Source organism: Streptomyces sp. NPDC048664, assembly GCF_040650555.1.
GTDB lineage: Bacteria > Actinomycetota > Actinomycetes > Streptomycetales > Streptomycetaceae > Streptomyces.
The window spans coordinates 107,001-129,831 of record NZ_JBEZHK010000002.1; the positions used below are offsets into that span (position 1 = coordinate 107,001).

Annotated in this window: 22 protein-coding genes and 1 pseudogene; 12 read left to right on the forward strand and 11 right to left on the reverse strand. The window is 70.3% G+C overall.

Annotated features, from left to right (window positions below):
* Nucleotides 1-314 precede the first annotated feature (314 nt).
* The 9 genes and pseudogenes from AB0C59_RS02345 to AB0C59_RS02385 form a co-directional block, all read right to left on the reverse strand.
* A complete protein-coding gene (locus AB0C59_RS02345; protein ID WP_363000254.1) occupies nucleotides 315-773 on the reverse strand; it encodes a DoxX family protein in 459 nt (152 codons plus the stop codon).
* A gap of 213 nt (nucleotides 774-986) precedes the next feature.
* Nucleotides 987-1,640, reverse strand: coding sequence for a CBS domain-containing protein (locus AB0C59_RS02350; RefSeq protein WP_363000255.1), 654 nt, complete (start codon nucleotides 1,638-1,640; stop codon nucleotides 987-989).
* 193 nt (nucleotides 1,641-1,833) lie between these two features.
* On the reverse strand, nucleotides 1,834-4,224 hold the full coding sequence (locus AB0C59_RS02355; protein ID WP_363000256.1) for a glycosyl hydrolase family 65 protein: 2,391 nt from the start codon (nucleotides 4,222-4,224) through the stop codon (nucleotides 1,834-1,836).
* Nucleotides 4,225-4,327: 103 nt separating this feature from the next.
* Nucleotides 4,328-5,209, reverse strand: a complete 882-nt coding sequence (locus AB0C59_RS02360; RefSeq protein ID WP_363000257.1) for a universal stress protein — start codon at nucleotides 5,207-5,209, stop codon at nucleotides 4,328-4,330.
* Nucleotides 5,210-5,380: 171 nt separating this feature from the next.
* Nucleotides 5,381-6,028 carry a pyridoxamine 5'-phosphate oxidase family protein gene (locus AB0C59_RS02365; protein ID WP_363000258.1) on the reverse strand — a complete coding sequence of 216 codons (648 nt, stop codon included), beginning with the start codon at nucleotides 6,026-6,028 and terminating at the stop codon, nucleotides 5,381-5,383.
* A gap of 42 nt (nucleotides 6,029-6,070) precedes the next feature.
* Nucleotides 6,071-6,811 carry a CBS domain-containing protein gene (locus AB0C59_RS02370; RefSeq protein WP_363000259.1) on the reverse strand — a complete coding sequence of 247 codons (741 nt, stop codon included), beginning with the start codon at nucleotides 6,809-6,811 and terminating at the stop codon, nucleotides 6,071-6,073.
* A 105-nt stretch (nucleotides 6,812-6,916) separates the two neighbouring features.
* Nucleotides 6,917-7,150: pseudogene (locus AB0C59_RS02375) on the reverse strand (hypothetical protein); the annotation flags it as partial.
* A gap of 151 nt (nucleotides 7,151-7,301) precedes the next feature.
* Complete coding sequence (locus AB0C59_RS02380) at nucleotides 7,302-7,934, reverse strand: CBS domain-containing protein (RefSeq protein WP_363000260.1); 633 nt, start codon at nucleotides 7,932-7,934, stop codon at nucleotides 7,302-7,304.
* Nucleotides 7,935-8,043: 109 nt separating this feature from the next.
* Nucleotides 8,044-8,298 carry an SHOCT domain-containing protein gene (locus AB0C59_RS02385; protein ID WP_363000261.1) on the reverse strand — a complete coding sequence of 85 codons (255 nt, stop codon included), beginning with the start codon at nucleotides 8,296-8,298 and terminating at the stop codon, nucleotides 8,044-8,046.
* 347 nt (nucleotides 8,299-8,645) lie between these two features.
* On the opposite strand from AB0C59_RS02385, the gene AB0C59_RS02390 reads away from it, so the two are divergent.
* The 3 genes from AB0C59_RS02390 to AB0C59_RS02400 all read left to right on the forward strand — a co-directional run bounded on the left by AB0C59_RS02390 (nucleotide 8,646) and on the right by AB0C59_RS02400 (nucleotide 10,908).
* On the forward strand, nucleotides 8,646-9,623 hold the full coding sequence (locus tag AB0C59_RS02390) for a nitroreductase (RefSeq protein ID WP_363000262.1): 978 nt from the start codon (nucleotides 8,646-8,648) through the stop codon (nucleotides 9,621-9,623).
* Nucleotides 9,624-9,685: 62 nt separating this feature from the next.
* The gene (locus AB0C59_RS02395) at nucleotides 9,686-10,444 is read left to right on the forward strand and encodes a CBS domain-containing protein (RefSeq protein ID WP_363000263.1); all 759 of its coding nucleotides are present in this window, start codon (nucleotides 9,686-9,688) and stop codon (nucleotides 10,442-10,444) included.
* Nucleotides 10,441-10,908 carry a CBS domain-containing protein gene (locus AB0C59_RS02400; RefSeq protein ID WP_363000264.1) on the forward strand — a complete coding sequence of 156 codons (468 nt, stop codon included), beginning with the start codon at nucleotides 10,441-10,443 and terminating at the stop codon, nucleotides 10,906-10,908. Before AB0C59_RS02395 ends, AB0C59_RS02400 begins: the two co-directional genes overlap by 4 nt.
* A 213-nt stretch (nucleotides 10,909-11,121) precedes the next feature.
* On the opposite strand, the gene AB0C59_RS02405 is transcribed toward AB0C59_RS02400, so the two are convergent.
* Nucleotides 11,122-11,565, reverse strand: coding sequence for a universal stress protein (locus tag AB0C59_RS02405; RefSeq protein WP_363000265.1), 444 nt, complete (start codon nucleotides 11,563-11,565; stop codon nucleotides 11,122-11,124).
* A 409-nt stretch (nucleotides 11,566-11,974) separates the two neighbouring features.
* Here AB0C59_RS02405 and AB0C59_RS02410 point away from each other — a divergent pair, with 409 nt between their 5' ends.
* From AB0C59_RS02410 to AB0C59_RS02445, 8 genes are all read left to right on the forward strand, one after another.
* Nucleotides 11,975-12,499, forward strand: a complete 525-nt coding sequence (locus AB0C59_RS02410) for a hydrogenase maturation protease (protein ID WP_363000266.1) — start codon at nucleotides 11,975-11,977, stop codon at nucleotides 12,497-12,499.
* 213 nt (nucleotides 12,500-12,712) lie between these two features.
* Complete coding sequence (locus tag AB0C59_RS02415) at nucleotides 12,713-13,882, forward strand: 4Fe-4S dicluster domain-containing protein (RefSeq protein WP_363000267.1); 1,170 nt, start codon at nucleotides 12,713-12,715, stop codon at nucleotides 13,880-13,882.
* Nucleotides 13,879-14,355 carry a cyclic nucleotide-binding domain-containing protein gene (locus AB0C59_RS02420; RefSeq protein ID WP_363000268.1) on the forward strand — a complete coding sequence of 159 codons (477 nt, stop codon included), beginning with the start codon at nucleotides 13,879-13,881 and terminating at the stop codon, nucleotides 14,353-14,355. The genes AB0C59_RS02415 and AB0C59_RS02420 overlap by 4 nt, the downstream gene beginning before the upstream one ends.
* Complete coding sequence (locus AB0C59_RS02425; protein ID WP_363000269.1) at nucleotides 14,352-15,158, forward strand: FAD/NAD(P)-binding protein; 807 nt, start codon at nucleotides 14,352-14,354, stop codon at nucleotides 15,156-15,158. Before AB0C59_RS02420 ends, AB0C59_RS02425 begins: the two co-directional genes overlap by 4 nt.
* Nucleotide 15,159: 1 nt before the next feature.
* Complete coding sequence (locus AB0C59_RS02430) at nucleotides 15,160-15,951, forward strand: oxidoreductase (protein ID WP_363000270.1); 792 nt, start codon at nucleotides 15,160-15,162, stop codon at nucleotides 15,949-15,951.
* Complete coding sequence (locus tag AB0C59_RS02435) at nucleotides 15,948-17,339, forward strand: nickel-dependent hydrogenase large subunit (RefSeq protein ID WP_363000271.1); 1,392 nt, start codon at nucleotides 15,948-15,950, stop codon at nucleotides 17,337-17,339. Before AB0C59_RS02430 ends, AB0C59_RS02435 begins: the two co-directional genes overlap by 4 nt.
* A gap of 254 nt (nucleotides 17,340-17,593) precedes the next feature.
* Nucleotides 17,594-19,978, forward strand: a complete 2,385-nt coding sequence (locus AB0C59_RS02440; protein ID WP_363000272.1) for a phosphoketolase family protein — start codon at nucleotides 17,594-17,596, stop codon at nucleotides 19,976-19,978.
* A 275-nt stretch (nucleotides 19,979-20,253) separates the two neighbouring features.
* Nucleotides 20,254-20,928 carry a CBS domain-containing protein gene (locus tag AB0C59_RS02445; protein ID WP_363000273.1) on the forward strand — a complete coding sequence of 225 codons (675 nt, stop codon included), beginning with the start codon at nucleotides 20,254-20,256 and terminating at the stop codon, nucleotides 20,926-20,928.
* Between the two features lie 86 nt (nucleotides 20,929-21,014).
* On the opposite strand, the gene AB0C59_RS02450 is transcribed toward AB0C59_RS02445, so the two are convergent.
* Nucleotides 21,015-21,671 (reverse strand): CBS domain-containing protein, encoded by a 657-nt coding sequence (locus tag AB0C59_RS02450; RefSeq protein ID WP_363000274.1) that lies wholly within the window; start codon nucleotides 21,669-21,671, stop codon nucleotides 21,015-21,017.
* Nucleotides 21,672-21,889: 218 nt separating this feature from the next.
* On the opposite strand from AB0C59_RS02450, the gene AB0C59_RS02455 reads away from it, so the two are divergent.
* Nucleotides 21,890-22,795: a universal stress protein gene (locus AB0C59_RS02455; RefSeq protein ID WP_363000275.1), complete on the forward strand. Its 906-nt coding sequence runs from the start codon at nucleotides 21,890-21,892 to the stop codon at nucleotides 22,793-22,795.
* Nucleotides 22,796-22,831 lie beyond the last annotated feature (36 nt).

Below are 22,831 nucleotides of genomic sequence, written 5' to 3' on the forward strand. Positions count from 1 at the left end.
ACACGCGGGCCGCCCATGAGCTCGGCCGCTGCGGCATGCATCGATTGCAGGATCTTGCCTGGGGGAGTACCACGGCGGTGCGCCAGGGTCTGCTGCTGGCACTCCGCATGCTGGATCCCGAGTCGGAGCGTCCGTGGCCGTGCGGGTCGTAGTGGGCGTCCTGTCGACGTGCGCCCACCCGATGACGCCGACGCGGTCGATCCGGGAGCGGTGATCCGGCAAGCGCCGCAGTCCGTGACCCGCGGGTGGCCCATGCACCGGAGTCCCTCGCATCGCGCGAGGGGCTCCGGTGTGGCGTGACCGTGGCCCGGGGCCTACGAGGTGGCGGCTGCCGCCTCGTCGTCCGAGGTGGCAGCCGCCGAGTCGGTCCGCAGCGGTGTCCTCAGTGCGTAGGCGCCGGGACCGAGGCAGGCGATCAGCAGGAACGCCCAGCAGAACATGGCGGCCGGCTCACCCCCGTTGTCGATCGGGAACAGCGCGTTCGGCTGATGGACGCTGAAGTAGGCATAGGCCATGGATCCGGAGCAGATGACGGCCGCCGTGCTGGTGAACAGTCCCAGAGCCACCAGGGTTCCGCCTATGAGCTCGATGACCGCCGCCCACCAGCCGGGCCATTGCAGCGGGGAGACCGTGCCGCCGCCGTGGGCGCCGCCCAGGACTCCGAACAGGGACGCCGCTCCGTGGCAGGCGAAGAGGAAGCCGGTCACGACGCGGAACACCGCGATGACGACGGGGCGTATCGCGCGTAAAGCCGACGCGGGGGAGAAGTCCATGGGGGTCACTCCTCGGGGGTGGAGATCCGGCGTGGACCGGATTTTGAATTGCGCATGACATGAATGGTGTAGTCCCGGGACGCCGTCTCCACCAGTCGGCGACAGCTCTGGATTTCCTCTGAACGTGGAGGTGTGTGTCCCCGAAGCCGCACCGGCGCCGGCGGCCGGTGTGATCGCGTTACTCGAAGCGGGGCCACCGATCTCGCATGCATGTCAGCTCGAGTCGGTCGCGGCGAGACGGCAGTCCACGGCCACGACGCCCTCCACGCCACGGATCAGGCGGGCGGCCAACGGAATTCGGGCGGAGTCCCCGACGCGTCCGGTGATGGTCGCGACGCCGTCCGTGACCATGATGTGCACCGGCACCTCGGGTGCCACGAACAGGACATCGACGATCTCACGACGGATCTCGTCGGCGATGTCGTTGTCCGGACGCAGGAACACCTTCAGCAGATCGCCACGGCTGACCACGCCTTCGAGGACCCCCTCCGCGGTCACCACCGGAAGCCGTTTGACATGGCGCAGCGCCATGATGCGTGCCGCCTCGGCGAGCGCGGCATCCGCGTGGACGGTGACGGCCGGCGCGCTCATCACCTCCTCGGCGCAGACCGCGCCGGCCTTGGCGAGGTCGGGCAATCGGCGCAGCTGGGTGAAGCGGTCCGGGTCGCTGTCCCGAAACTCCTCCTTGGGCAGCAGATCGGCCTCCGAGACCACGCCGATCACCCGGCCGTCGCCCTCCAGCACCGGAAGGGCGCTGACGTGCCACTGCGCCATGCGCTGCACGATGTCCTTGAAAAGAGTCCTGCGGCCCACCGCTACGACGGCGCGCGTCATCACGTCGCCCACCCGGTGCGGGCTGCTGCACATGCTCTCCTCCTCGACTCGCTCTGCTTGGGCGCGGAATTCCACACCCGCACGTACCAGGCTCATCGCCTACCAGCGCATCACGTGCACAACCCATGGACAAGGGCCGATCGGCACGAATGGTGCGAGGGGCACGACGAGTGCGAGGTCATGGCCTGCCTGGGGCGAGACCTCTTCGAGCGGGTCGGAGAGCGTGTCAGACGCAGCCCGGCCGACCCTGCCAGGGGAAGACCAGCCGGACCGTCTCCCCAGGCTCGACGCAGAGCGCGCGATCCGGGAGCCGGACGTCGATGGGGGAGTGGTCGGAAGAGGGCACGGTGATCTCCAACCCTCCCTGCTTCAGGTGCAGCCGTACTCCCCAGTGCCCCCGGTAACGGAGGGCGAACTCGTACGACGACAACTCGGGGAGCGGCACGGGGTCGAGCCACAGTGCTCCACGGCGGGTCTCCAGCCCGGTGAGGCAGCGCTGGACGAGGTCGAGGGTGCCCGCCATGGCACCGAGGTGGATGCCCTCCCCGGTGGTGCCGCCCTGTACGTCGGCGACGTCGCCGCGCAGGGCCTCCTGGCAGTATGCCCACGCCTCGGCGCGTCGCGCCCGCGCCAGGACCCAGCCGTGGACGAGTCCACTGAGGGTGGACCCATGACTTGTGCGGGCCAGGTAGTAGTCGACGGTGCGCTGCCACGTGTCCTCCCCGATCCGATGGCCCAGACGGCTGAACAGGTCCTGGAGCTCGGAGGGTGAGAAGAGGAAGCCCAGCATCAGCACGTCGGCCTGCTTGGATGCCTGATAGCGGTTGACGCTGTCGCCCTCGGACTCCAGGATCCGGTCCAGACGGCGGATGTCGCCGTACCGCTTCCGGTAGCCGTCCCAGTCGAGTTCCTCGAGGTCGCCGTAGCCGCCGAACTGGCTGATGACGTCGTTGTGGAACGGCACGTGGAGTGTGCGGGACACGTCCTCCCACCGGGCGAGCTCACCGTGGTCCAGGCCCGTGCGCTCGGAGAGTTCCCGTCGGCGGGGTTCGGGCAGGGAACGGAGTAGCTGCAGGGTGCGGGTGAGCACCCAAGCCGCGGTGACGTTGGTGTACGCGTTGTCGTCGATGCCCGGATCGGACGCGCCGGGGTAGGCGTCGTGGTATTCGTCGGGCCCCACGACGCCGCGGATGCGGTGCCGCCCGACGCTCTCGTCGTACGTCGCGGAGTCCGCCCAGAAACGGGCGATCTGCAGCATCATCTCGGCGCCCACGGTGTGGAGGAACTCGGTGTCGCCGCTCGCCTCGCAGTACTGCCACACGTTGTAGGCCACCGCGGAGCCGACGTGCCACTGCAGCCGGGTGTGGTCGGGCACCCAGCGTCCTGAGCGCGGGTTGAGGTGGAGTTCCTGGGTCTCCTCCCGTCCGTCGCTGCCGCTCTGCCATGGATACAGCGCTCCCCGCCGTCCGATCGCCCGTGCCGACGCCCGCGCCCGGTCCAGCCGCCGGTGGCGGTAGCGCAGCAGAGCGCGGGACACCTCGGGGAAGTGCAGGTCGAGGTAGGGCAGGACGAACAGTTCGTCCCAGAAGACGTGCCCGCGGTAGGCCTCGCCGTGCAGCCCCCGGGCGGGTACGCCCACGTCGAGGTCCGCGGTGTGCGGCGAGAGGGTCTGCAGGACGTGGAAGAGGTGCAGCCTCAATGTCCGGCCCGCTTCGCCGGGGATGTCGAGATCGGCTCGCCGCCACAGCAGCTGCCAGGCCGTGCGGTGACTCGTCAGCAGGGCGTCGAAGCCGGGGGCGTCGCGGACGCGGTCGATCGCGGCCCGCAGAGGATCGCTGATCGCGGGGTCCCGGGAGGTGTGCAGGGCGATCGTCTTGTCGACGGTGGCGGTGCGGCCGGGCTCCAGATGGAGACGCAGGCTCTGGACGGCGCGCGGGAACGGGTGCCCAGTGCGGATCGGCACGTCAGCGGTCAGCCGGGCCGCCAGGCCGATCCGGATGTCCGAGGTACGCGTACGGCAGCGCAGCCACACCGTGTCCGGCGCGTCGGTGCCGCCGTGCACGTGGGTGAGGTGGCGGCCGTCAAGGTCCCGGTAGCGCGCCACGCCGGCGTTGCTGACGCCGCCGTCCAGCGCTGCCTCCACCTGAAGGTCCACGGCGTCACCCGCCACGGAGAACTCGGTGTGCAGTGCGGCGAGATGGGGGTCGGCCATGTGCACCAGGCGCTGCTGGCGCACCGACAGAACGAGGTCGTCGCCGAGGCCGTACCGGGTGCGGCGTTCGAGAATGCCCGAGGCAAGGTCCAGGACCTGGTGATGGCCGAGCACGGTGCCCGTGTCCGGAGTGAGCCACTGCTCCCCGGCGAGGCGGAAGCGCAGCGGCAGCCAGTTCGGGAGGTTGACCATGTCCTCGTTCTCGACGAGGCGTCCCGCCACCTTGGAGGTGAGCCGGTTGTAGCAACCTGCCGCGTACGTGCCTGGGTAGTGCACGTCGCCGGCGTCGCATTCGGGAAGGGCACCGCGAGTGGCGAAATAGCCGTTCCCCAGTGTGCACAGAGCCTCACGCAGCCGTTCGTCCGTGGCGTCGTAGCCTGTGTACGTCCAGGTCCATCCAGTCACGTCGAGTCCTCCCGTGGGCAGTCCCCCGGGTCGTGCACGACGGTGTCGGCGCTCGTGTGCCGATCGCGTCTTCCGCTGCTGCGAGGGAGGTCGGGACCCGTGGTCACATCCTCTGCGGCACCAGGGCGACAGGGCAGTCCGCGTGGTGCAGCAGCCTGTGTCCCACACGGCCGAGTTGCAGGCCGAGGTGGCCTTGTCGACGGCGTGCTCCGATGACGGCGAGGTCTGCGGCGGCGGAGCGTCTGAGCAGCACGCTGCGGGCCGGCCCCTCGACCGTGCTACGGCGCACCCGTACGTCCGGGTGCGCCGCCGTCGCTTCACGCAGCAGGGTGTCGAGCAGGTCGGCGGCCTGTTTCTCGTCCTCGCGGGACGACTCGCCGGTCGGCCGGCCGGCGGTCGTGCGGGCGGGGCGGAGCCAGGCACGTACGACGTCCAGGACGCACCCTCGGGCTTCGGCCTCCCGGAACGCGAACCGCACCGCCTCGTCGGTCGTGCCGGGGTCCCCGGCACCCAGCAGGACGCGCCCGTGTTCTCCGGTGATGGCGGACCTGTCACCGCGGACGACGATCACCGGCCCGTACGCCCGCGCGGCGACGGCCAGACCGACCGAGCCGAGGAGCAACCCCTTCAGCTCCCCGCGGCCCCGGGATCCGGTCACCAGGACAGAGGCGTTGTTGCCTTCGCGCAGCAACGCCGAGACCGCGTCCTCGGGCACCACGTCACCGGACACGTCCACCTCTGGTCGGCGTCGTCGCGCGCGTTCCGTCGCCACCGCGACGATGTTCTCCGCCATCACCTGCTCGGATGGACGATCGGGGCTGTTCGACGGGGTGACGCCTTCGTAGCGCGCCCACAGGGAGGCGTACACGAGCCGGAGCGGAAGGCCATGCCGAGCGGCTTCATCCGCCGACCAGTCGACCGCCGCGAGGCTCGACTCCGATCCGTCGACACCCACGACCATGGGCAACTCCGTCAACTTTCCCACCGCCTGTTGTCGGGCCGAGGAGTGTGTGGCTCGGCGGGCTCCATGCCCACGGTCGCACCCGCGACCCGGCTGCCGCAGAGGCGGATCGGCTCTCGTCGAGTACGTTCGGCCCCTGTCCGTTCACGAGCCCCCGCTCCCGGGGATGATTCGGCACGGTTCCGTCCGGTCGCCTCACATGGTGATCCGGCGCCCCGTGACGCTGAGCGGAACGATCCGGATCCACAGGTCACGCGACCCGCCCACCCACGGTGCGCTGTACGCGTGCTCCTCCAGTCGCCGTACGGCGGCAGGGTCCGTCACGGCGCGGGCGTTGCCGCGGACCAGGACGCTCCAGCCCTGACTCAAGGCCGTGTCGATGTGATCCACCTCCAGGGCCACCTGCGAGCCCACAGCCCGCGCCGGAGTCGCGTCGGGCTTCGTCCGGAAAGCGACCGCTCCTTCGACAAGGCTGTAGTTCACCGGGACGATCACCGGTCCGAAGCCGATGGAGACCGCAAGCCTTCCCACACCGTGCGTGGACAGCAGGTCCCGGCATTCCCGGGGCGTCAGATCGGTGAACTTCGGGTGGTGTCCGCCTTGCCCGAGCCCCGGCGGCAGGTCGACGTCGCCACCGGCAAGTTCCCGGACGGTGGTCTCCAGTGCTCCGGCCAGTCTGAGAAGCGAGGCCGCGCTGGGCGTGGCCGGGGCCTGTTCCTCCAGGTACTGCACGTAGCTGGAAGCCATGCCCGCCCGATCCGCGGTCTGCTCGCGGGACAAGCCGAGTTCCTGACGCCGTCGGGCGATCCGGCGTCCGAGGTCGCCCGCCGGGTGGCCCTTCACCGCGTCCTATGCGGGCTGTGCGCCCATGACCGTCACGTCCTTTCAGGGGGTTGCGTGGTAGTGCGGCCGGCCGCCGGCGACGCCGCGCGGTGACCGCTCGTTCGGTAGCGTGCGGGAGTCGTCGTAGCGGTAGTCGAGTTGGTCGATCACCGCGACCACGCCATCGATCTGCTTGCTCATCGAGACGGCGATCTCCGCCTCGCTCTTCCGCTCCAGGCGGCCGGCGAGGGTGACGACTCCTTCCACGACGAAGACGTCGACGGCCGTGGGCGCCAGCCGCAGTACGCGGACCAGCACGTCCTCCATCACCTGACCGCGAATCTCCGCGTCGGGCCGCAGGAACACCTGGAGCAGGTCCCGTCGAGTGACGATGCCGACGAGGCGGTCCTCCTCGTCCAGCACCGGGAGCCGCTCCACGTGCCGTTCGGCCATCGTGCGGGCGGCCTGGGCGATGGTCGCGTCGGCGTGCACGGTGACGGGCGGTACGGTCATCAGGCGCCCGGCGGTGAAAGCCGCCGGCTGAGTGGTCCGTGCACGACCTCGGGGCATCGGCTCGGCCGACCCGCGGTCTCTTGTCGACTCGACCGTCGCGAGTGCTTCCGACTGCCGGGTCACCAAGTCCGTCGCGGAGACGACGCCGATGACCTTCCCGTCCGTGTCGACGACCGGCAGGCCGCTGATCCGGTGGTCCGCGAGCAGCCGTGCGACCTCCTTGAGGGGAGTGGCGTACCGGGCTCGGACGACCTCCGTGGTCATCACGGAGCCGACCTCGTCGTGCTTCATGTCCGTGCTCCCTTCAGCGAAGTCGGCGCAGATACGGGTCGTGAGGCCTGCTCGGCACGAGGTGTACCCGTGCGTCGAGCGCGGTCACTCCGCCCGGTGCCGCCAGGCAAGCAGCGCCCGGTGCCCGGGCCGCTTCGGGTCGCACGCCCGGTCCGCCGCCATCGCCGCGGAGCGCGGGCTCGCCACGAAGAACCTCAGCCGGAGGCTTTCCGGGGACATGTCCTCGTAGAACTTCCGCACCTTCTCCTGATCACCAGGTGCTATGGGGCGGATGCACATGGTGCTGCCGTCCGTGAGCAAAGCGTGAACCGGACGCTGGGCGAGTACACCGTCCGTCATATCGGCTCCTCCCGAGCCTGTCGACGCTACGAGCATCCAGCGGACAGGGAGGCGGCGCATGGGCTGTCCGGGGTGCCGAGGGCGCCGATCGGCCCTGAACGGGAGTCGCGGAAGAGCGCCCGCGACGGCATGCCGGGAACACCGCACTCGCTCATGACCGCTCACGGCGGGGCGCCCCAACCTCGTCCACGGCATCGTCCCGGTCGCGGGTGAGCCGGTCGACGACCTCCACCACGCCGTCGACCCCCTCACACAGCAGCACGACGGCGGGGAGCAGGCTTGCGGGCTCCACCCTGCCGCTCAGCGTGACCCTGCCGTCGGTGACCTCGACGGTCAGCGACGAGGGCGGCAGGCCGAGCGCCACGACGACCACGTCCTCCAGAATCTCCTCCTGGATCGCGTGGTCCGAGCGGAGGAACAGCCGCAGTAGGTCGCCGCGGCTGACCACGCCGATCAAGCGGCCGTCACCGTCGACCACGGGGAGGCGCTTGACCTTCCACTTCTCCATCGTCCGTGCGGCTCGGACGACACTCCACTCCGGCTCCGCGACCACGGCGGGGCTGGTCATCAGTTCCCCGGCGGTGCTGCCGACGCCGCGCGAGGTCTGCCTGCGCAGCAGATCGGCCTCGGACACCACGCCAAGGGGCCGCTCATCGCCGTCGACCACAGGGACGGCGGTGATGTCGTACTCGTCCAGGACGCGTGCGATCTCCTTGAAAGCGGTGCCCGGTCGTACGCTCACGGCGGTCGGGGTCATCAGATCGCCCACGCTGCGGTGCCCCATCACCCGGCATCCCTTCTCGTATGCCGTCGGGACGGCTCCACCACAGGTCCGCACCGGAGCATCCCGGCGTGTCCCGGCGCTACGGCCGGTCGCCTTGGTCCACCTGGCGCTACGGCCCGCGCTTCGCGGAATCCGAACGGACCTCGCGCAGAACCTCCAGACGGCGTCGGTACTCCTCCTCGTCGATCTCCCCACGGGCGAATCGCTCGGCGAGCACCTGCTCCGGCCCACTCGCCCATGCGGCGTCGCGTGGGCCCGGGGAGCCGCGCCTGCTCGCGCGCACCAGGAGAACGACCACCAGGACGAGCACCACCCAGAACAGGATCGCTCCCGGCGACGCGACAAGCCAGGGCCATCCGTCCATGCCCCGATGGTTCCAGTGATACATGGCGGTTCACCTCCCACCCCCACGACTACTCACTGTAACTCCGGGACGTCCGTCACCGGGCACTGGACCGATGGTGGCCGAGCTGCTCACCGGGGTACCAGGCGCGGACCACGGCAAGGGCACAGTGCCGCGCCTCGGCGGAAGAAGGGGGCCGATTCGTCCCGAACGTGCCCGGCCGGCCCTACCGCGAGCACGCCGCGCGCCACAGCCTGGACTCAGCCGCCGTCGAGGCGGCCGACACGACGTACGACCGGCGCCGCCGGCGGCGGCACACGGACACCGCCACCGGATGCCGAAGGGAGCCTCCGGTGATCGCACCTCTCTTGGACACGCCCGCCGTCACGGCTCTGATCGAGGATGCCGCGGCCGCGCCGTCCCTCCACAACGCGCAGCCCTGGACGTTCCGATTCCATCGTGACAGCGGCAATCTGCGACTGCACGCCGACCTGGAACGCGCCTTGCCCGAGACGGATCCGCATGATCGCGGCCTGCATCTGAGCTGTGGTGCGGCTCTGTTCAACCTCCGCGTGGCTGCCGTGGCGTCGGGCCGGGAACCCGTCGTCCGGCTCTTGCCCGATGATTCCGACCCGACCCTCCTGGCCGAGGTGGACCTCACGGGCAGGGCGGCGTCCGACGACCCTCTCGCCGTGTTCGGGCCGGCGATCCGCCGCCGCCACACCAGCCGGTGCCCGTTCCTGGAGGACGACATACCTGTCGTGTTGAGGGACGGACTGTGCGTGGCGGCTGACCTCGAGGGAGCGCGGTTGGTGTTCCCCCACGCCTGGCATGTGCAGTCGGTACTGGATCTGGTCCACGACGCCGAATGCCAAGAGGCGTGGGACCCCGGTGTGCGTGACGAGACCGTGCAGTGGGTGAGAACGGAGCCCTCCGGTGGCGAGGGCCCGGCTCCTGACGGGATTCCCGCCGAAGCGCTCGGTCCCGGCCAGTGGGGAGCGACCTCGCCCGTTCGTGACCTCACCGCCGGCCGTCCGGTGGCCGGTCGGGGCTGGGCACCGTTCGAAAAGCACCCCCACATCGCCTTGCTGGGCACCGCCTATGACCGGCCGGTGGACTGGCTCCGGGCGGGGCAGGCCCTGGAACGAGTCTGGCTGCAGGCCACGGTGGACGGGCTCGTGGCCTCCTTGACCTCCCAGCCACTGGAATGGCCCGAACTCCGGTGGGCGGTACGCGACCCGAACTCGGCCATGGCGCACGTACAGATGGTGATTCGCCTCGGATACGGGCCGACAGGGCACCCCACACCCCGACGGCCCTTGGACGAAGTACTCGACATTCTGTGACCCGGACGGAGCCGGGGAGCGCGCAAGCCGTACGAGCCCCGGGCGCGTAAGGAGTGAGGAACATGCAGCACCGTACCGTCAGCGAAGTGATGACACACGGTGTCGTCACGGCACGTCCTCACTCGTCCTTCAAACAGATCGCTCAACTGCTGAGCGACAACGGAGTCACGGCCGTGCCGGTGGTCGACGACGACGGGCACCCCGTCGGTGTGGTGTCGGAGGCGGATCTGCTGCGCAAGGCGGCGAGTCTGCCCGATCCGGAGGGACGGCGGGTGGGGCACCGGCTCAGCCTGGACGAGGTGGCACGCGCCGGCGCCGAGACCGCGGAGGCGATGATGAGCGCGCCGGTGGTGACGGCACGGCCCGGCTGGAACGTGGTCGAGACCGCTCGGACCATGTACGGCCACAAGGTGAAGCGTCTTCCGGTGGTCGACGACGTCGGAAGGCTCGTCGGGATAGTCAGCCGAGCCGACCTGCTCAGGCCCTTCCTGCGCAGCGACACGGCGATCAGCGACGAGATCCACCATGACGTGCTGATCGGGACACTCGAGCTTCGGCCGGGCACCGTCGGCGTCGATGTCCGCGACGGCACGGTGACCCTGACCGGCCGGGTCGAGACGCGGTCCTCGGCCAGGCTCGTCGAGCGCCTGTGCCGCTCCGTCGACGGCGTGGTCGCCGTCCGTCAGTCGCTCCGTTACACCCGCGACGATCTCGGCCCCGGCCGGGAGTCGTCCCCCTCTCATGAGGCAGGAGACCGTCCTCGCGGGGCATCCGCGAACCGCGGTCCACGACGGGGCCGGGTCGGAGGATCCGCGACATGAAAGTCACCGATGCGATGAGCGCTCCGGCGGTGGTCGTCTCACCCCGGACGTCTTTGGCCGAGGCCGCCCGGCGAATGGAGGAGTGCGCGGTGGGGTCCGTCCTCGTGGTCGAAGGCGGGTCGCTGCGGGGTATCGCCACCGACCGCGACCTCGTGACGCGGGGGCTCGGCCGCGGACTCGACACGCAGACGCCGATCGAGGCGGTGATGTCGCCGGCGGTCGTCTCGGTGAGCGTCACCGACGACATCCATGTGGCGTATCGGACCTTCCGTCGATCAGGCGTGCGCCGCCTGCCGGTCCTCGACGAGCGCCGGGTCGTCGGCATGCTGACGGTGGACGACCTGCTGCTGGACGTCTTCCAGCGAGTGGCCGACCTGCTCGGTCCGGTCGCCTGGAGCATCCTCGAAGAGCCCCCGGGGCCGCCGACGGCCGAGGCTCGCGCCAAGGCGCGCGAATCGACCTGATCCGGGGCCGGGGAGGACGAACGTCGTCGGCGCGTCATCCACCGCGGTGGATCGGGGCTCTCGGCGCCCGCGTCGGCCCTGGGACCGCCTGGCCTTTCGATCAGCGCCGGGGCTCCGAGACCACGCGGCCACCCGGCACACCCGTCGCCGCTGTGATACGCGCTGGTCGGCCCACTGCCCCGGAGCCCTGACTTCCCCTGACCGCGCGGTCGCTCAGGTGGCCTTCGAACGGACGATCACGACGGGACAGTCCGCGTGCTGCGCGACCTGGTGGCTGACGGATCCCAGAAGAGCTCGGGCGAAGCCGCCTCGCCCGTGGCTGCCCACCACAAGGACTTCTGCACCTTCCGCCGACCGCAGCAGCACCTCGGCCGGATTGCCACGGACCAACAGGGTCCTGACCCTCGAGGCGCCCTCACCGCCCAACACGTTGGCCAGCTCCTGAACCAGCTCCTCACGGGCGTTCTCCTCGTCCAAGGTGGCGTCGACGACCGGCCCGGACCAGCCGTACATACCTGGCAGCTCCCACGCTGCGACGGCATCCACGCGCGCGCCGATCAGCTCGGCGTACCGGGCCGCCCACCGCAGCGCCTCGTGCGAAGACGGCGAACCGTCGACGCCCACCACGACGCGCGGATCCGGGGTCGTGCCGTCCATACCCTCACCTCTCAAGCGGATGCTGATGCTCGTTGACTCCACGCTGCGCGACTCCACCGGAAGCGGCGCCCTGCGCAGCACCCGGGGGGATGACGTCGGGGTACGGACCTCGCCGCAGCGGTGGGCGGAGGCTGAACCGAGGGCGGTGGGAAAGGCACGGAGAGGACGCCAAGCCCGCGAACCCGGCGCGTTCCGCCTTCGGACGTGGATTCTCACAGGGTGTCATGCAGTTCGACCGTCCTCACGGAGACACACGTGAGCAGACCACCAGGTGGGGCAGGCGTGCCGGAGGTTGCGGCGCGTGGCATCCGCGGACGGGGCAGGTCGCCCCTCACACTGACCGAACGAGCCGCGTCGCATGCGGGACACATGACCCGGCTCGCACGCTACGAGTTCGGGAGGCAGACCGGTGACCGAGTCCGTCACCACCGTGGTGATCGGTATCGGCAATGAGTTCCGGCGGGACGACGGTGTCGGGCACGCCGTGATCGCGTTGCTGAGGGAGCGCGCCGCCGCCGGCGCACTGCCGCCGGGCACCGTGGTGCGGGAGTGCGACGGGGATCCCGGCCGGTTGATCGAACTGTGGCGGGGCGCACACCTGACGGTGGTGGTGGACGCCTGCTTCCCCTCTCCAGCGCATCCCGGTCGAGTCCACCGGTGGCAGCCCGCACCGGCCTCCTCCATGTGGCGAACCGGCGCCTCGGGACGTCACAGCACGCACGCACTCGGGCTTGCCGAAACCGTGGACCTCGCCCGAGTTCTGGGGCGAGGCCCCGGCCGCCTCATCGTCTACGCGGTCGAGGGAGCCGACCGGTCCCTGGGCACCGGGTTGACGCGATCGGTGGCGGAGGCGGTGCGGCCGCTGGCGAAGATGGTCGAGCGGGATGTCGTGCGACAGGCCGAGGCCTGCCGAGACGGGCCGCGCGCTGTCTGATCCGCCCAGTGCAGGCGCCGCGCAGGGTCAGAGGTCCGGGCGGGCCCCACTCGCCCGTCGGACGGGACGCGACGCACCGACCTGATCCAGCCATCCATCGAACCTGACGGGTTGTCAGTAGGCTGCTCGGGGACTTGCTCGGTGGCGTGGTGCCATGACGGATGCCGAAGTCCAGTCCTCCGGGGCGGGCGGTAGGGATCGAGAGGAACGACGATGACCGATGCCGGGAACGCCGGAGCGGCTCTCGACGGGCAGCCTGCGGTGGTACTCCACCGCGAGGCCCTCCACTCGCTGGTGCGTGTCCTCAAACGACGTGGCCGTACGGTGATCGGGCCGACGGTTCGAGATCAGGCGATCGTCCTCGGTGAACTGGAATCCGGCGACGATCTGCCTCACGGCTGGGGCGTCGAGTTGGACGCGGGGCGGTACCGGATCCGCCGGCGAGTCGATACGGCCGTGTTCGCGCACAGCGCGGGGCCCCAGTCCTGGAAGCCGTTCCTGCACCCGCAGCGTGTCCGCCGATGGACGGCCGATCGAGATCCGGACGGCGAGGTGACAGTGCACGAGGAGGAGCCGCAGAGTGTGTCCTACGCCTTCCTCGGGGTGCGGCCCTGCGATCTGCGGGCCATCCGCATCCTGGACCGGGTGATGATCGGGGGCCGTTTCAAGGACCCTGCCTACGGCTCCCGCCGCGCTGGAGCATTTCTGATCGCCGTCGAGTGCACGGAACCCGGGGCCACCTGCTTCTGCGTCTCCATGGGCTCGGGACCGGCTGTCGACATGGGCTACGACCTCGCCCTCACCGAGGTGCTGGACGACGCCGGACACCGGTTCCTGTGCCGGAGTGGGAGCGAGGAGGGGAGTGCCGTGCTCGCCGAGCTCCCGCGGCAGCCCGCCGACGACGTCACGCGCGCCGCGGCGGTCGATGCCGTGCGGATGGCAGCCGAGCGGATGGGCCGCGCGATGCCGCCCGTCGACCTGCGGACGCTGATGCGCGACACGCTCGAAGCCGACCGCTGGGACGACGTCACCGCCCGCTGCCTGAACTGCGGCAACTGCACCATGGTCTGCCCCACCTGCTTCTGCACCACCACCGAGGACGTCAGCGACCTGAGCGGCGACCACGCCGAACGCTGGAGCCGCTGGGACTCCTGTTACGACCTCGACTTCACCCGGTTGCACGACGGGCCCGTCAGGGCGAGCCAGCGCAGCCGCTACCGCCAGTGGTTGACACACAAGATCGGCACCTGGCACGACCAGTTCGACAGTACGGGATGCGTCGGCTGCGGGCGCTGCATCGTCTGGTGCCCGACCGGCATCGACCTCACGGAGGAGGTCCATGCCCTGCACCGGGAGGCCACGCAGAAGGGAGCGCCGGGATGAGCCCGCGGACGGACCCCGCCCCTCTGACCGGGATGCTCACGGACCTTCCCGTGGAACACCGCGACCTGCTCATGGGTCTCGCGCGCGAGGTCGACCATCCCGGCCGCGTCCGGCTCTTCGAGGAGGGCGGGGCAGCCGACCGCTTCTGGATCGTCCGGACGGGGTCGGTCGCCCTCGACATCCAGATCCCGGGCCGCGGACCAGCCGTCGTCGAAACCATCGGTCCCGGCGGCCTGCTGGGATGGTCCTGGCTGTGCCCGCCGCGCGAGTGGCATCTGGGCGCCGAGACCAGGAGCCCCGTGTCGGCCTGGGAGTTCGACGCCGGAGCGGTCAGCCGCACGTTCGCGGGGCACCCTGAGTTCGGATTGGCGGTCGTCATCGTCGTCGCCCGGACGATCGGGGACAGACTGCGCGCAACCCGCACCCGGCTGCTGGACCTGTACGGACCGCAGACAGGACACCCGATGCCATGACCCTCGTGCCGCTCATCCATCGCGTCGTGGACCGGCACCGGGAGACGGCGGACACCGTCACACTCGACCTCGAGCCGACCGGGAAGCCTTTGAGTCCCTTCGCGCCGGGCCAATACGCCATGGTGTACGCCTTCGGCGTCGGTGAGATCCCCGTTTCCGTGTCCCGCACCAGCGAGAACGGGCGCCTCACCCACACCATCCGCTCGGTCGGTGCCGTGTCGCGTGCCCTGTACGCGCTCCGGGCGGGCGCGTCGGTCGGCCTGCGTGGCCCGTTCGGCACGAGCTGGGGCCTGTCCGCCGCACGGGGACGTGACGTGCTCGTCGTCGCCGGAGGCATCGGACTCGCCCCGCTGCGCCCCCTGATCCACGCCGTCCTGGCAGAACCCCACGAGTACGGGCGTCTGGACGTCCTCGCCGGAGCACGGACCCCCGACGATCTGCTGTACCAGTCTGAGTCTTCCTCCTGGGGCAGGCCCTTCAGCGCCGTCACGGTCGACAGACCCACCGGTGCGTGGAACGGCCGGGTCGGCGTCGTCACCACCCTGCTCGACGAGGCGCGGTTCACCCCTGCGGCCACCACCGCGTTCGTGTGCGGCCCCGAGGTGATGATCCGCGCCACCGCCCGGGAGCTGGTTCATCGAGGGGTGGGCCGGGATCACGTCCGGGTCTCCCTGGAACGCAACATGCGCTGTTCGACCGGCCACTGCGGTCACTGCCAGCTGGGGCCCCTGCTGCTCTGTCGCGACGGGCCCGTCGTCGGCTACGACACGGCCGAACCACTGCTGACCGTAAGAGAACTGTGAGATGACCGACACCGCTGCGTCCTCCGAGCGCCCCCGCCCCCGGCTCGGCGTGTTCAAGTTCGCCTCGTGCGACGGTTGCCAGCTCACCCTGCTCGACTGCGAGGACGAGCTGCTGGCTGTCGCCGACGAGCTGGACATCGCCCACTTCCTCGAGGCATCCAGTGACGTCGTGCCCGGCCCTTACGACCTCGCCCTGGTCGAGGGCTCGATCTCCACTCCGGAGCACAGGGAACGCATCCGTCGCGTCCGCGCCGCGTCCCGGTACCTCGTCACCATCGGTGCCTGCGCCACCGCCGGAGGAATCCAGGCCCTGAGGAACTTCGCCGACGTGACGGAGTACGCGCAGACGGTCTACGCCCGCCCCGACTACATCGAGACCCTCGCCACCTCCACCCCGATCTCCGCTCATGTTCCCGTCGACTTCGAGCTCCGCGGCTGCCCCATCGACCGCGCGCAACTCCTGGAGGTCATCACGGCCTTCCTCGCGGGCCGCGAGCCCGGAATCCCGAACCACAGCGTCTGCTTCTCCTGCAAACAACGCGGCAACGTCTGCGTCCTCGTCGCTCACGGCACCCCCTGCCTGGGGCCGGTCACTCACGCGGGATGCGGAGCCCTCTGCCCCACCTACGGACGCGGCTGCTACGGCTGCTACGGCCCCGCCGCGACCACCAGCCTCCCCGCCCTCATCCCCGTTCTGCGCCACGAGGGCATGAACGAGCAGGCCATCGAGCGATTCCTGCACACCTTCAACGTCACCGCCTTCACCGCGGCGGAAACGGAGGACCGGCCGTGACCGAGCCCACCGCCGCATCACGCGTCCTCCGCATTCCCACGCTGACCCGTGTGGAAGGCGAGGCCGCCCTGCATCTGCGGATCGTCGACGGCACTGTCACCGAGTCCCGGCTGAGGATCTACGAACCCCCTCGGTTCTTCGAGGCCTTCCTTCGCGGGCGCGCCCACACCGAGCCCGTCGACATCACCTCCCGTATCTGCGGCATCTGCCCGGTCGCCTACCAGCTGAGCGCCTGCCGTGCCGTCGAGGACGCCTGCGGCATCGTCGTGGACGGCCAACTGGCCGCCCTGCGCCGCCTGCTGTACTGCGGCGAGTGGATCGAGAGCCAGACCCTGCACATCCATCTGCTCCACGCGCCCGACTTTCTCGGCTACGACGACGTGATCGGCATGTCACGCACACAGAAAGTCCACGTCGAGCGAGGGCTGCGCCTGAAGCAGACGGGCAACGCCATCCTGGAACTGCTCGGAGGCCGAGCCATCCACCCCGTCAACGTCCGCCTCGGCGGATTCCACCGCGCCCCCGCTCGACCTGAGCTCCGTCCCCTGGCGGAGCGCCTGCGGCACGCGTTGGACGACGCCTGGGACACCGTGCGCTGGGTGGCCGGCTTCGACTTCCCCGAAGCCGAGTGCGACGCCGACCTCTTCGCTCTCACCGAGCCCGGAACCTACGCCATCGAGTCAGGCGTACCCACGGTCCTTCCGGCCGACGCCGCCCTGCCGTCGTACACCTTTCCCCTCCGTGCGTTCCAGGACCACGTCACCGAGACGCAGGTGCCGCACTCCACCGCCCTCCACTCCCGGCTGGACGGGCGCAGGCACCTCACCGGCTCCTTGGCCCGCTATGCCGTGAGCGGTCACCTGCTCTCCCCGCTGGCCCTCCAGGCCGCCCGGGAGGCCGGATTGGGAGACCCTCCACTGGCCTCCGGCGCCCTCCGTGGCGAGATCTGCCGGAATCCCTTCCGAAGCATCCTCGTCAGGGCCGTGGAGGTGCTGTACGCGGTGGAGGAGGCACTACGGATCATCGACGAGTACGAGCCGCCGCCGCACCCGCACCTGGAGGTGCCTCCTCGCGCCGGTGCCGGGCACGGCGCCACCGAGGCGCCGCGCGGCCTGCTCTACCACCGCTACGACCTCGATCCCACCGGAAGTATCGGACAGGCATGCCTCATCCCGCCGACCGCACAGAACCAGGGCGCGATCGAGGCGGACCTGCGTGCCACGGTTCAGGCGGCCCTCGCACGTGGGGAGTCGTCCGACACCGAGCTCGCCGCCCTCTGCGAGAGGACAATCCGCAACCACGACCCCTGCATCTCCTGCTCGGCGCACTTCCTGGACCTGGACATCGATCAGGCGTCGACCGACCCCCTTCACGGCGGGAACCCGTGACGACTCGGGACTGCTCGGAAGGGGGAGCTGAAGCGACCCCGCGAGGAGCGCACGCACGCCGCCCGGACCGGCGAGGAGACCGCCGGGTGTGTCGGTGGCGGTAGGGGTGCCTCCTGAGCGATGCTCCATTCCGGTCGCCCCTCGGGTGTGGCCCGTACGGCCCTGTCCGGCGCCCCCGGCTTTGGCGGAGGGTGGTTCGCGCACCCCGCACGCACGTCACCTCGTACGCCGACCCCGCAGGGAAGGGACCACCGATGTCCGTCGACACGCACCAGGCGCCCGGCCCGCCGGATCAGGAAGAGCTGAGGTCTCTGGACGCGCACTGGCGCGCCGCGAACTACCTGGCTGCCGGACAGATCTACCTGATGGCCAACCCTTTGCTGACCGAACCCCTGCGCTCCGAGCACGTCAAGCCGCGGCTGCTGGGTCACTGGGGGACGTCTCCAGGCTTGAACCTCGTGTACACCCACCTCAACCGAGTCATCAAGGCCCGCGGTCTGGACGCCCTGTGCGTCTGGGGCCCCGGCCACGGTGGACCCGCCGTGCTGGCCAACTCATGGCTCGAAGGGTCGTATTCGGGGACCTATCCCGACGTCACCCGGGACGCGGCCGGCATGGTCAGGCTCTTCAAGCAGTTCTCCTTTCCCGGCGGCGTCCCGAGCCACGTCGCGCCGGAGACGCCCGGCTCGGTCCACGAAGGCGGCGAACTGGGCTATTCGCTCTCCCATGCCTACGGCGCCGCCTTCGACAACCCCGGCCTGCTGGTCGCCTGCGTCATCGGCGACGGAGAGGCGGAGACCGGACCGCTGGCCGCCGCCTGGCACTCCAACAAGTTCCTCGACCCCGTGCACGACGGAGCCGTGCTCCCCATCCTCCATCTGAACGGCTACAAGATCGCCAACCCGACGGTGTTGTCCCGGATCCCCGAGTCCGAACTCGACGACCTCCTGCGCGGCTACGGCCACGACCCGATCCACGTCACCGGCGACCGCCCCGAGGCCGTCCACCGTGTGATGGCTCAGGCGATGGACACCGCGCTGGACCGCATCGCGGCGATCCAGCGTGGCGCGCGTGAGGACGGGGAAGACGGCCGGCCCCGCTGGCCCGTCATCGTGCTGCGCACCCCGAAGGGCTGGACCGGCCCGAAGGAGGTCGACGGCCTGCCGATGGAGGGCACCTGGCGTGCCCACCAAGTGCCGCTGGCCGCCGTACGCGACAACCCGGAGCATCTGCGGCAGCTGGAACAGTGGCTGCGCTCATATCGGCCGGAGGAGCTGTTCGACGAACACGGCGTTCCACGCCCGGAGGTTCTGGCCTGCGTCCCCGAGGGCTCCCGGCGCCTGGGCGCCACCCCGCACGCCAACGGCGGTCTGCTGACGCGGGAGCTTCCGCTGCCCGGACCGGAGAAATACGCTGTCGGCGTCGACAAGCCGGGCGCAAGCCTGCACGAGCCCACCCGTGTCCTCGGCGCCATGCTCCAGGACGTCATGGCGGCGACCGCCGAACGGCGCGACTTCCGGCTGGTGGGCCCCGACGAGACCGCCTCCAACCGCCTTCAGGCCGTCTACGCGGCCAGTGGCAAAGCCTGGCAAGCAGACACTCTCGACGTGGACGAACACCTCGACCCCCACGGCCGGGTGATGGAGATCCTCTCAGAGCACACGTGCCAGGGTTGGCTGGAAGGCTACCTGCTGACCGGCCGGCACGGACTGTTCTCCTGCTACGAAGCCTTCGTCCACATCGTCGACTCGATGGTCAACCAGCACATCAAGTGGCTGCGCACCACACGCCGCCTGGACTGGCGTGCCCCCGTCGCCTCCCTCAACTACCTTCTGACATCGCACGTCTGGCGTCAGGACCACAACGGCTTCTCCCACCAGGACCCCGGCTTCGTCGACCACATCCTCAACAAGAGTCCCGAAGTCGTGCGCGTCTATTTCCCGCCGGACGCCAACACTCTGCTGTCGGTGGCCGACCACGTGCTGCGCAGCCGCGACTACGTCAATGTGATCGTGGCGGGCAAACAGCCCTGCTTCGACTGGCTCCCGATGCAGGAAGCGAGGGTCCACTGCGCGCGCGGAGCGGGCATCTGGGAGTGGGCCGGCACCGTGGACAGCTCTCGTGAACCGGACGTCGTACTGGCCTGCGCGGGCGACGTTCCCACTCAGGAGGTCCTGGCCGCCGCCCAGCTCCTGCGGCGCCATCTTCCCGAGCTCGCCGTGCGGGTGGTCAACGTGGTGGACATCGCGCGGCTCATGCCCGGCGAGCAGCATCCGCACGGGATGAGCGACTTCGAGTACGACGGGCTGTTCACCCCGGACAAGCCGGTGATCTTCGCCTACCACGGGTATCCGTGGCTGATCCACCGCCTCGCCTACCGGCGCACCGGCCACCGCAACCTGCACGTGCGCGGTTACAAGGAGATCGGAACCACCACCACTCCGTTCGACATGGTCGTCCGCAACGAGGTCGACCGCTTCCGCCTCGTGATGGACGTCGTCGACCGCGTCCCAGGCCTGGGCGTCCGCGCGGCCGCCGTACGCCAGCACATGGAGGACGTCCGGCAACGCCACCATCTGTGGATCCGCGAGCACGGTGTGGATCTGCCCGAGGTCGCCGACTGGACATGGGACGGCTGAGCAGGTCCTCCGGCCCGGTCCGGGACACGCTCGGAGTCCCGGACCCAGTCGAGAAACAGGCGCACAGTGCGCCCGCCGCCGCGTCGTGGGGTCCGCAGTCGTGCCCGGTGGGGCCGGCCGTCGACCTCTCGATGCCCGGTGAGCTGCGGACATGGCTCGCGTGGTGGACCCGTTGTCCGCAGAATGGTGGTGTATCCGACTGCCACGCGGGCCGCACCCGTACCGGGTGGCGGCGCCGCATCCGCGAGGCGGGCGCTCCGCGCCCGGGAGGCGACATGCACCATCGAACAGTCGAGGAACTCATGACGCGCGGCGTCATCCGGGCGCGTCCCGACACGCCGTTCAAGGACCTCGTCAGGTTGCTGGAGGAGAACGGCGTCACCGCCGTACCCGTGGTGGACGAGCTCGACCGGCCGATGGGCGTGGTGTCGGAGGCCGATCTGCTGCGCAAGAGCGCGGACCAGGCCGATCCGTCGGGGAGGACTCCGCTTCCGCATCTGGAGGCCTGGGAGCGGGCGAAGGCCGAGGGGGCCCGGGCCGAGGAACTGATGTCCGCCCCCGCGGTGTGCGCACGACCCGAGTGGACCGTTGTCGAGGCCGCCCGCCTCATGGAGACCCAGCACGTCAAGCGCCTTCCGGTGGTCGACGAGGTCGACCGGCTCCTGGGCATCGTCAGCCGTGGCGACCTGTTGAGGATCTTTCTTCGTAGGGACGAGGGCATCCGGGAGGAGATCACCGGGGACCTGTTGCGACGCACTCTGGGCCTCGATCAACGGGATGTGACCGCGGAGGTCCGCGAGGGACGGGTCACCCTCGCGGGCACCGTCGAGTGCAAGAGCCTGATTCCCGTCATCGAGCAGTTGTGCCGGGGCGTCGACGGCGTGGTGTCGGTCTCCGGGGATCTTGCCTATCGGAAGGACGACTCCGAAGGGTCACCCATCGGAGCTTGAGTGCGGTGGCCCGCCGCCGGCCGGCCCGCCCCGTCCGTTGCCCACCCGCCCCAGCCATCCCCGCTGTCATGGGCCCAGTACTGCCGCTACCGGGTAGCCGTGTCGCGCGTGGGGTCGAACTCGACGTCCACCACGCCTTCGATCGCTCTGACCAGGCGTGCCGCCACGGGGACGAGGGAGGTGTCACGGAACCGCCCGGCGAAGGTCACGACTCCGTCGTGCACCTCGACCCGCACCTCCGACGACAGCGGGGGGACGAGGTACGAGCCGATGTCCTGCCGCACTTCCCGCGCGATCTCCTCGTCATCGCGCAGGAAGACCTTCAGCAGGTCGCCGCGACTGACGATGCCCGCCAGCAGACCCGCGTCATCCACCACGGGCAGTCTCTTCACCCGTTCGCGAGCCATGACGCCCGCAGCCTCGGCGAGGGTGCAGTCGGCCCGGACCGTGATGGCGGGGGACGACATGAGGTCACCCGCCGTGAGGGCACCGGCCTTCGCCACGTCGACGGGCCGTCGCAGCCGGAGATATGCCTCCTCGGGCTCGTCCCGAAGCTCCTCCTTCGGCAGGAGATCGGCTTCCGAGACCACACCGACCACCCGGCCCTCGCCCTCGATGACGGGCAGGGCGCTGACTCGTCTGTCCTGCAGCAGCCGGACGATCTCCTTGTAGGGGGCCCGACGGCTGGTCGCTGCGACGGCCCGGGTCATGACATCGCCGACAATGCGGGCAGTGCCGTACATGGTGACTCCGTGAGACCTCGACGGGGATTCGGCGCACCTCCCAGAGTGCGCCGGAACGTGGGTGAGGGCCAGGGCCGCCTGGCCCTCGTGTGACGCGTCCGGCGTGTGGACCGGGTGGAGGGCCGGCTGGTCTCCGATGGGGGTCGTGTGGCCCCTGACCCGGTTCGGACGCTGGCGTCACGGTGGCAGGGGGATCCCCTTTCCCGGAGGCGGAGATCATGTCCCGAACCATCACCGTGGCTCTCGACGCCTCGCCCGAGAGCCGAGCCGCGGGGGAGTGGGGCGCACGTGAGGCCCTGCTGCGTGGGCTGCCCCTCAAGCTCGTGCACGTCAGGGAGCCGACTCACAGGTTCGTGGCGAGGAACCCCCTGCTGGACCCCGAGATCTACCAACCCTGGGCCGAGCAGCTGACGCTCGAGTCCGCCGAAGGACTCCGGCTTCGTCACCCCGGCGTCGAGGTGACCACCGAGCAGCTGACCGGTGCCGTGGCCGACGTCCTGTGCGAGGCGGCGGCCCTCGCCGAGCTGCTGGTTCTCGGCTCGCGGGCCTTCGGCGGCCTGGAGGGGTTCATGGTCGGCTCGGTGAGCCTGCGCGTCGTGGCCCGCGCGGAACGGCCGACGGTGCTGGTGAGGGCCGGAGAGCAGGCCGCCGACGAGCACAGGATGGATCCGATGGGGGTGCCCTCCGCCACGGCGCCGTTCCGGCCCGTCGTGCTGGGCCTGGACATCGATCACCCGCACGACGCCTTGCTGGAGTTCGCCTTCGACGCCGCCGCGCGCCGCAGAGCTCCGCTACGGGTCGTCCACGCCTGGCCCGAGCCCCCGACCGCCCTGCACGGCTTCCACGGCGACACCGGGTTCGACGATTCCCTCAGACGCGGACAGGCCACCCTCCTGGGGAAGCTGCTGCATCCCTGGCGGCGGAAGTTCCCCGACATCGAGGTCATCGAGGTCAGTCGGTGCGGGAGCGCCGCCGGGGTTCTCGTCGACGACTCCCGTGACGCCTCCTTGGTGGTCGTCGGCCGGGGTGTGCGCAAGAGCCCCTTCGGCGCGCACATCGGCCATGTCGCGCACGCGGCCCTGCACCACGTCGCCGCACCTGTCGCGGTCGTCGCACACGGCTGACCGCTCCCGCGCGGAACGCGGCTGCCTGCCCCCGGA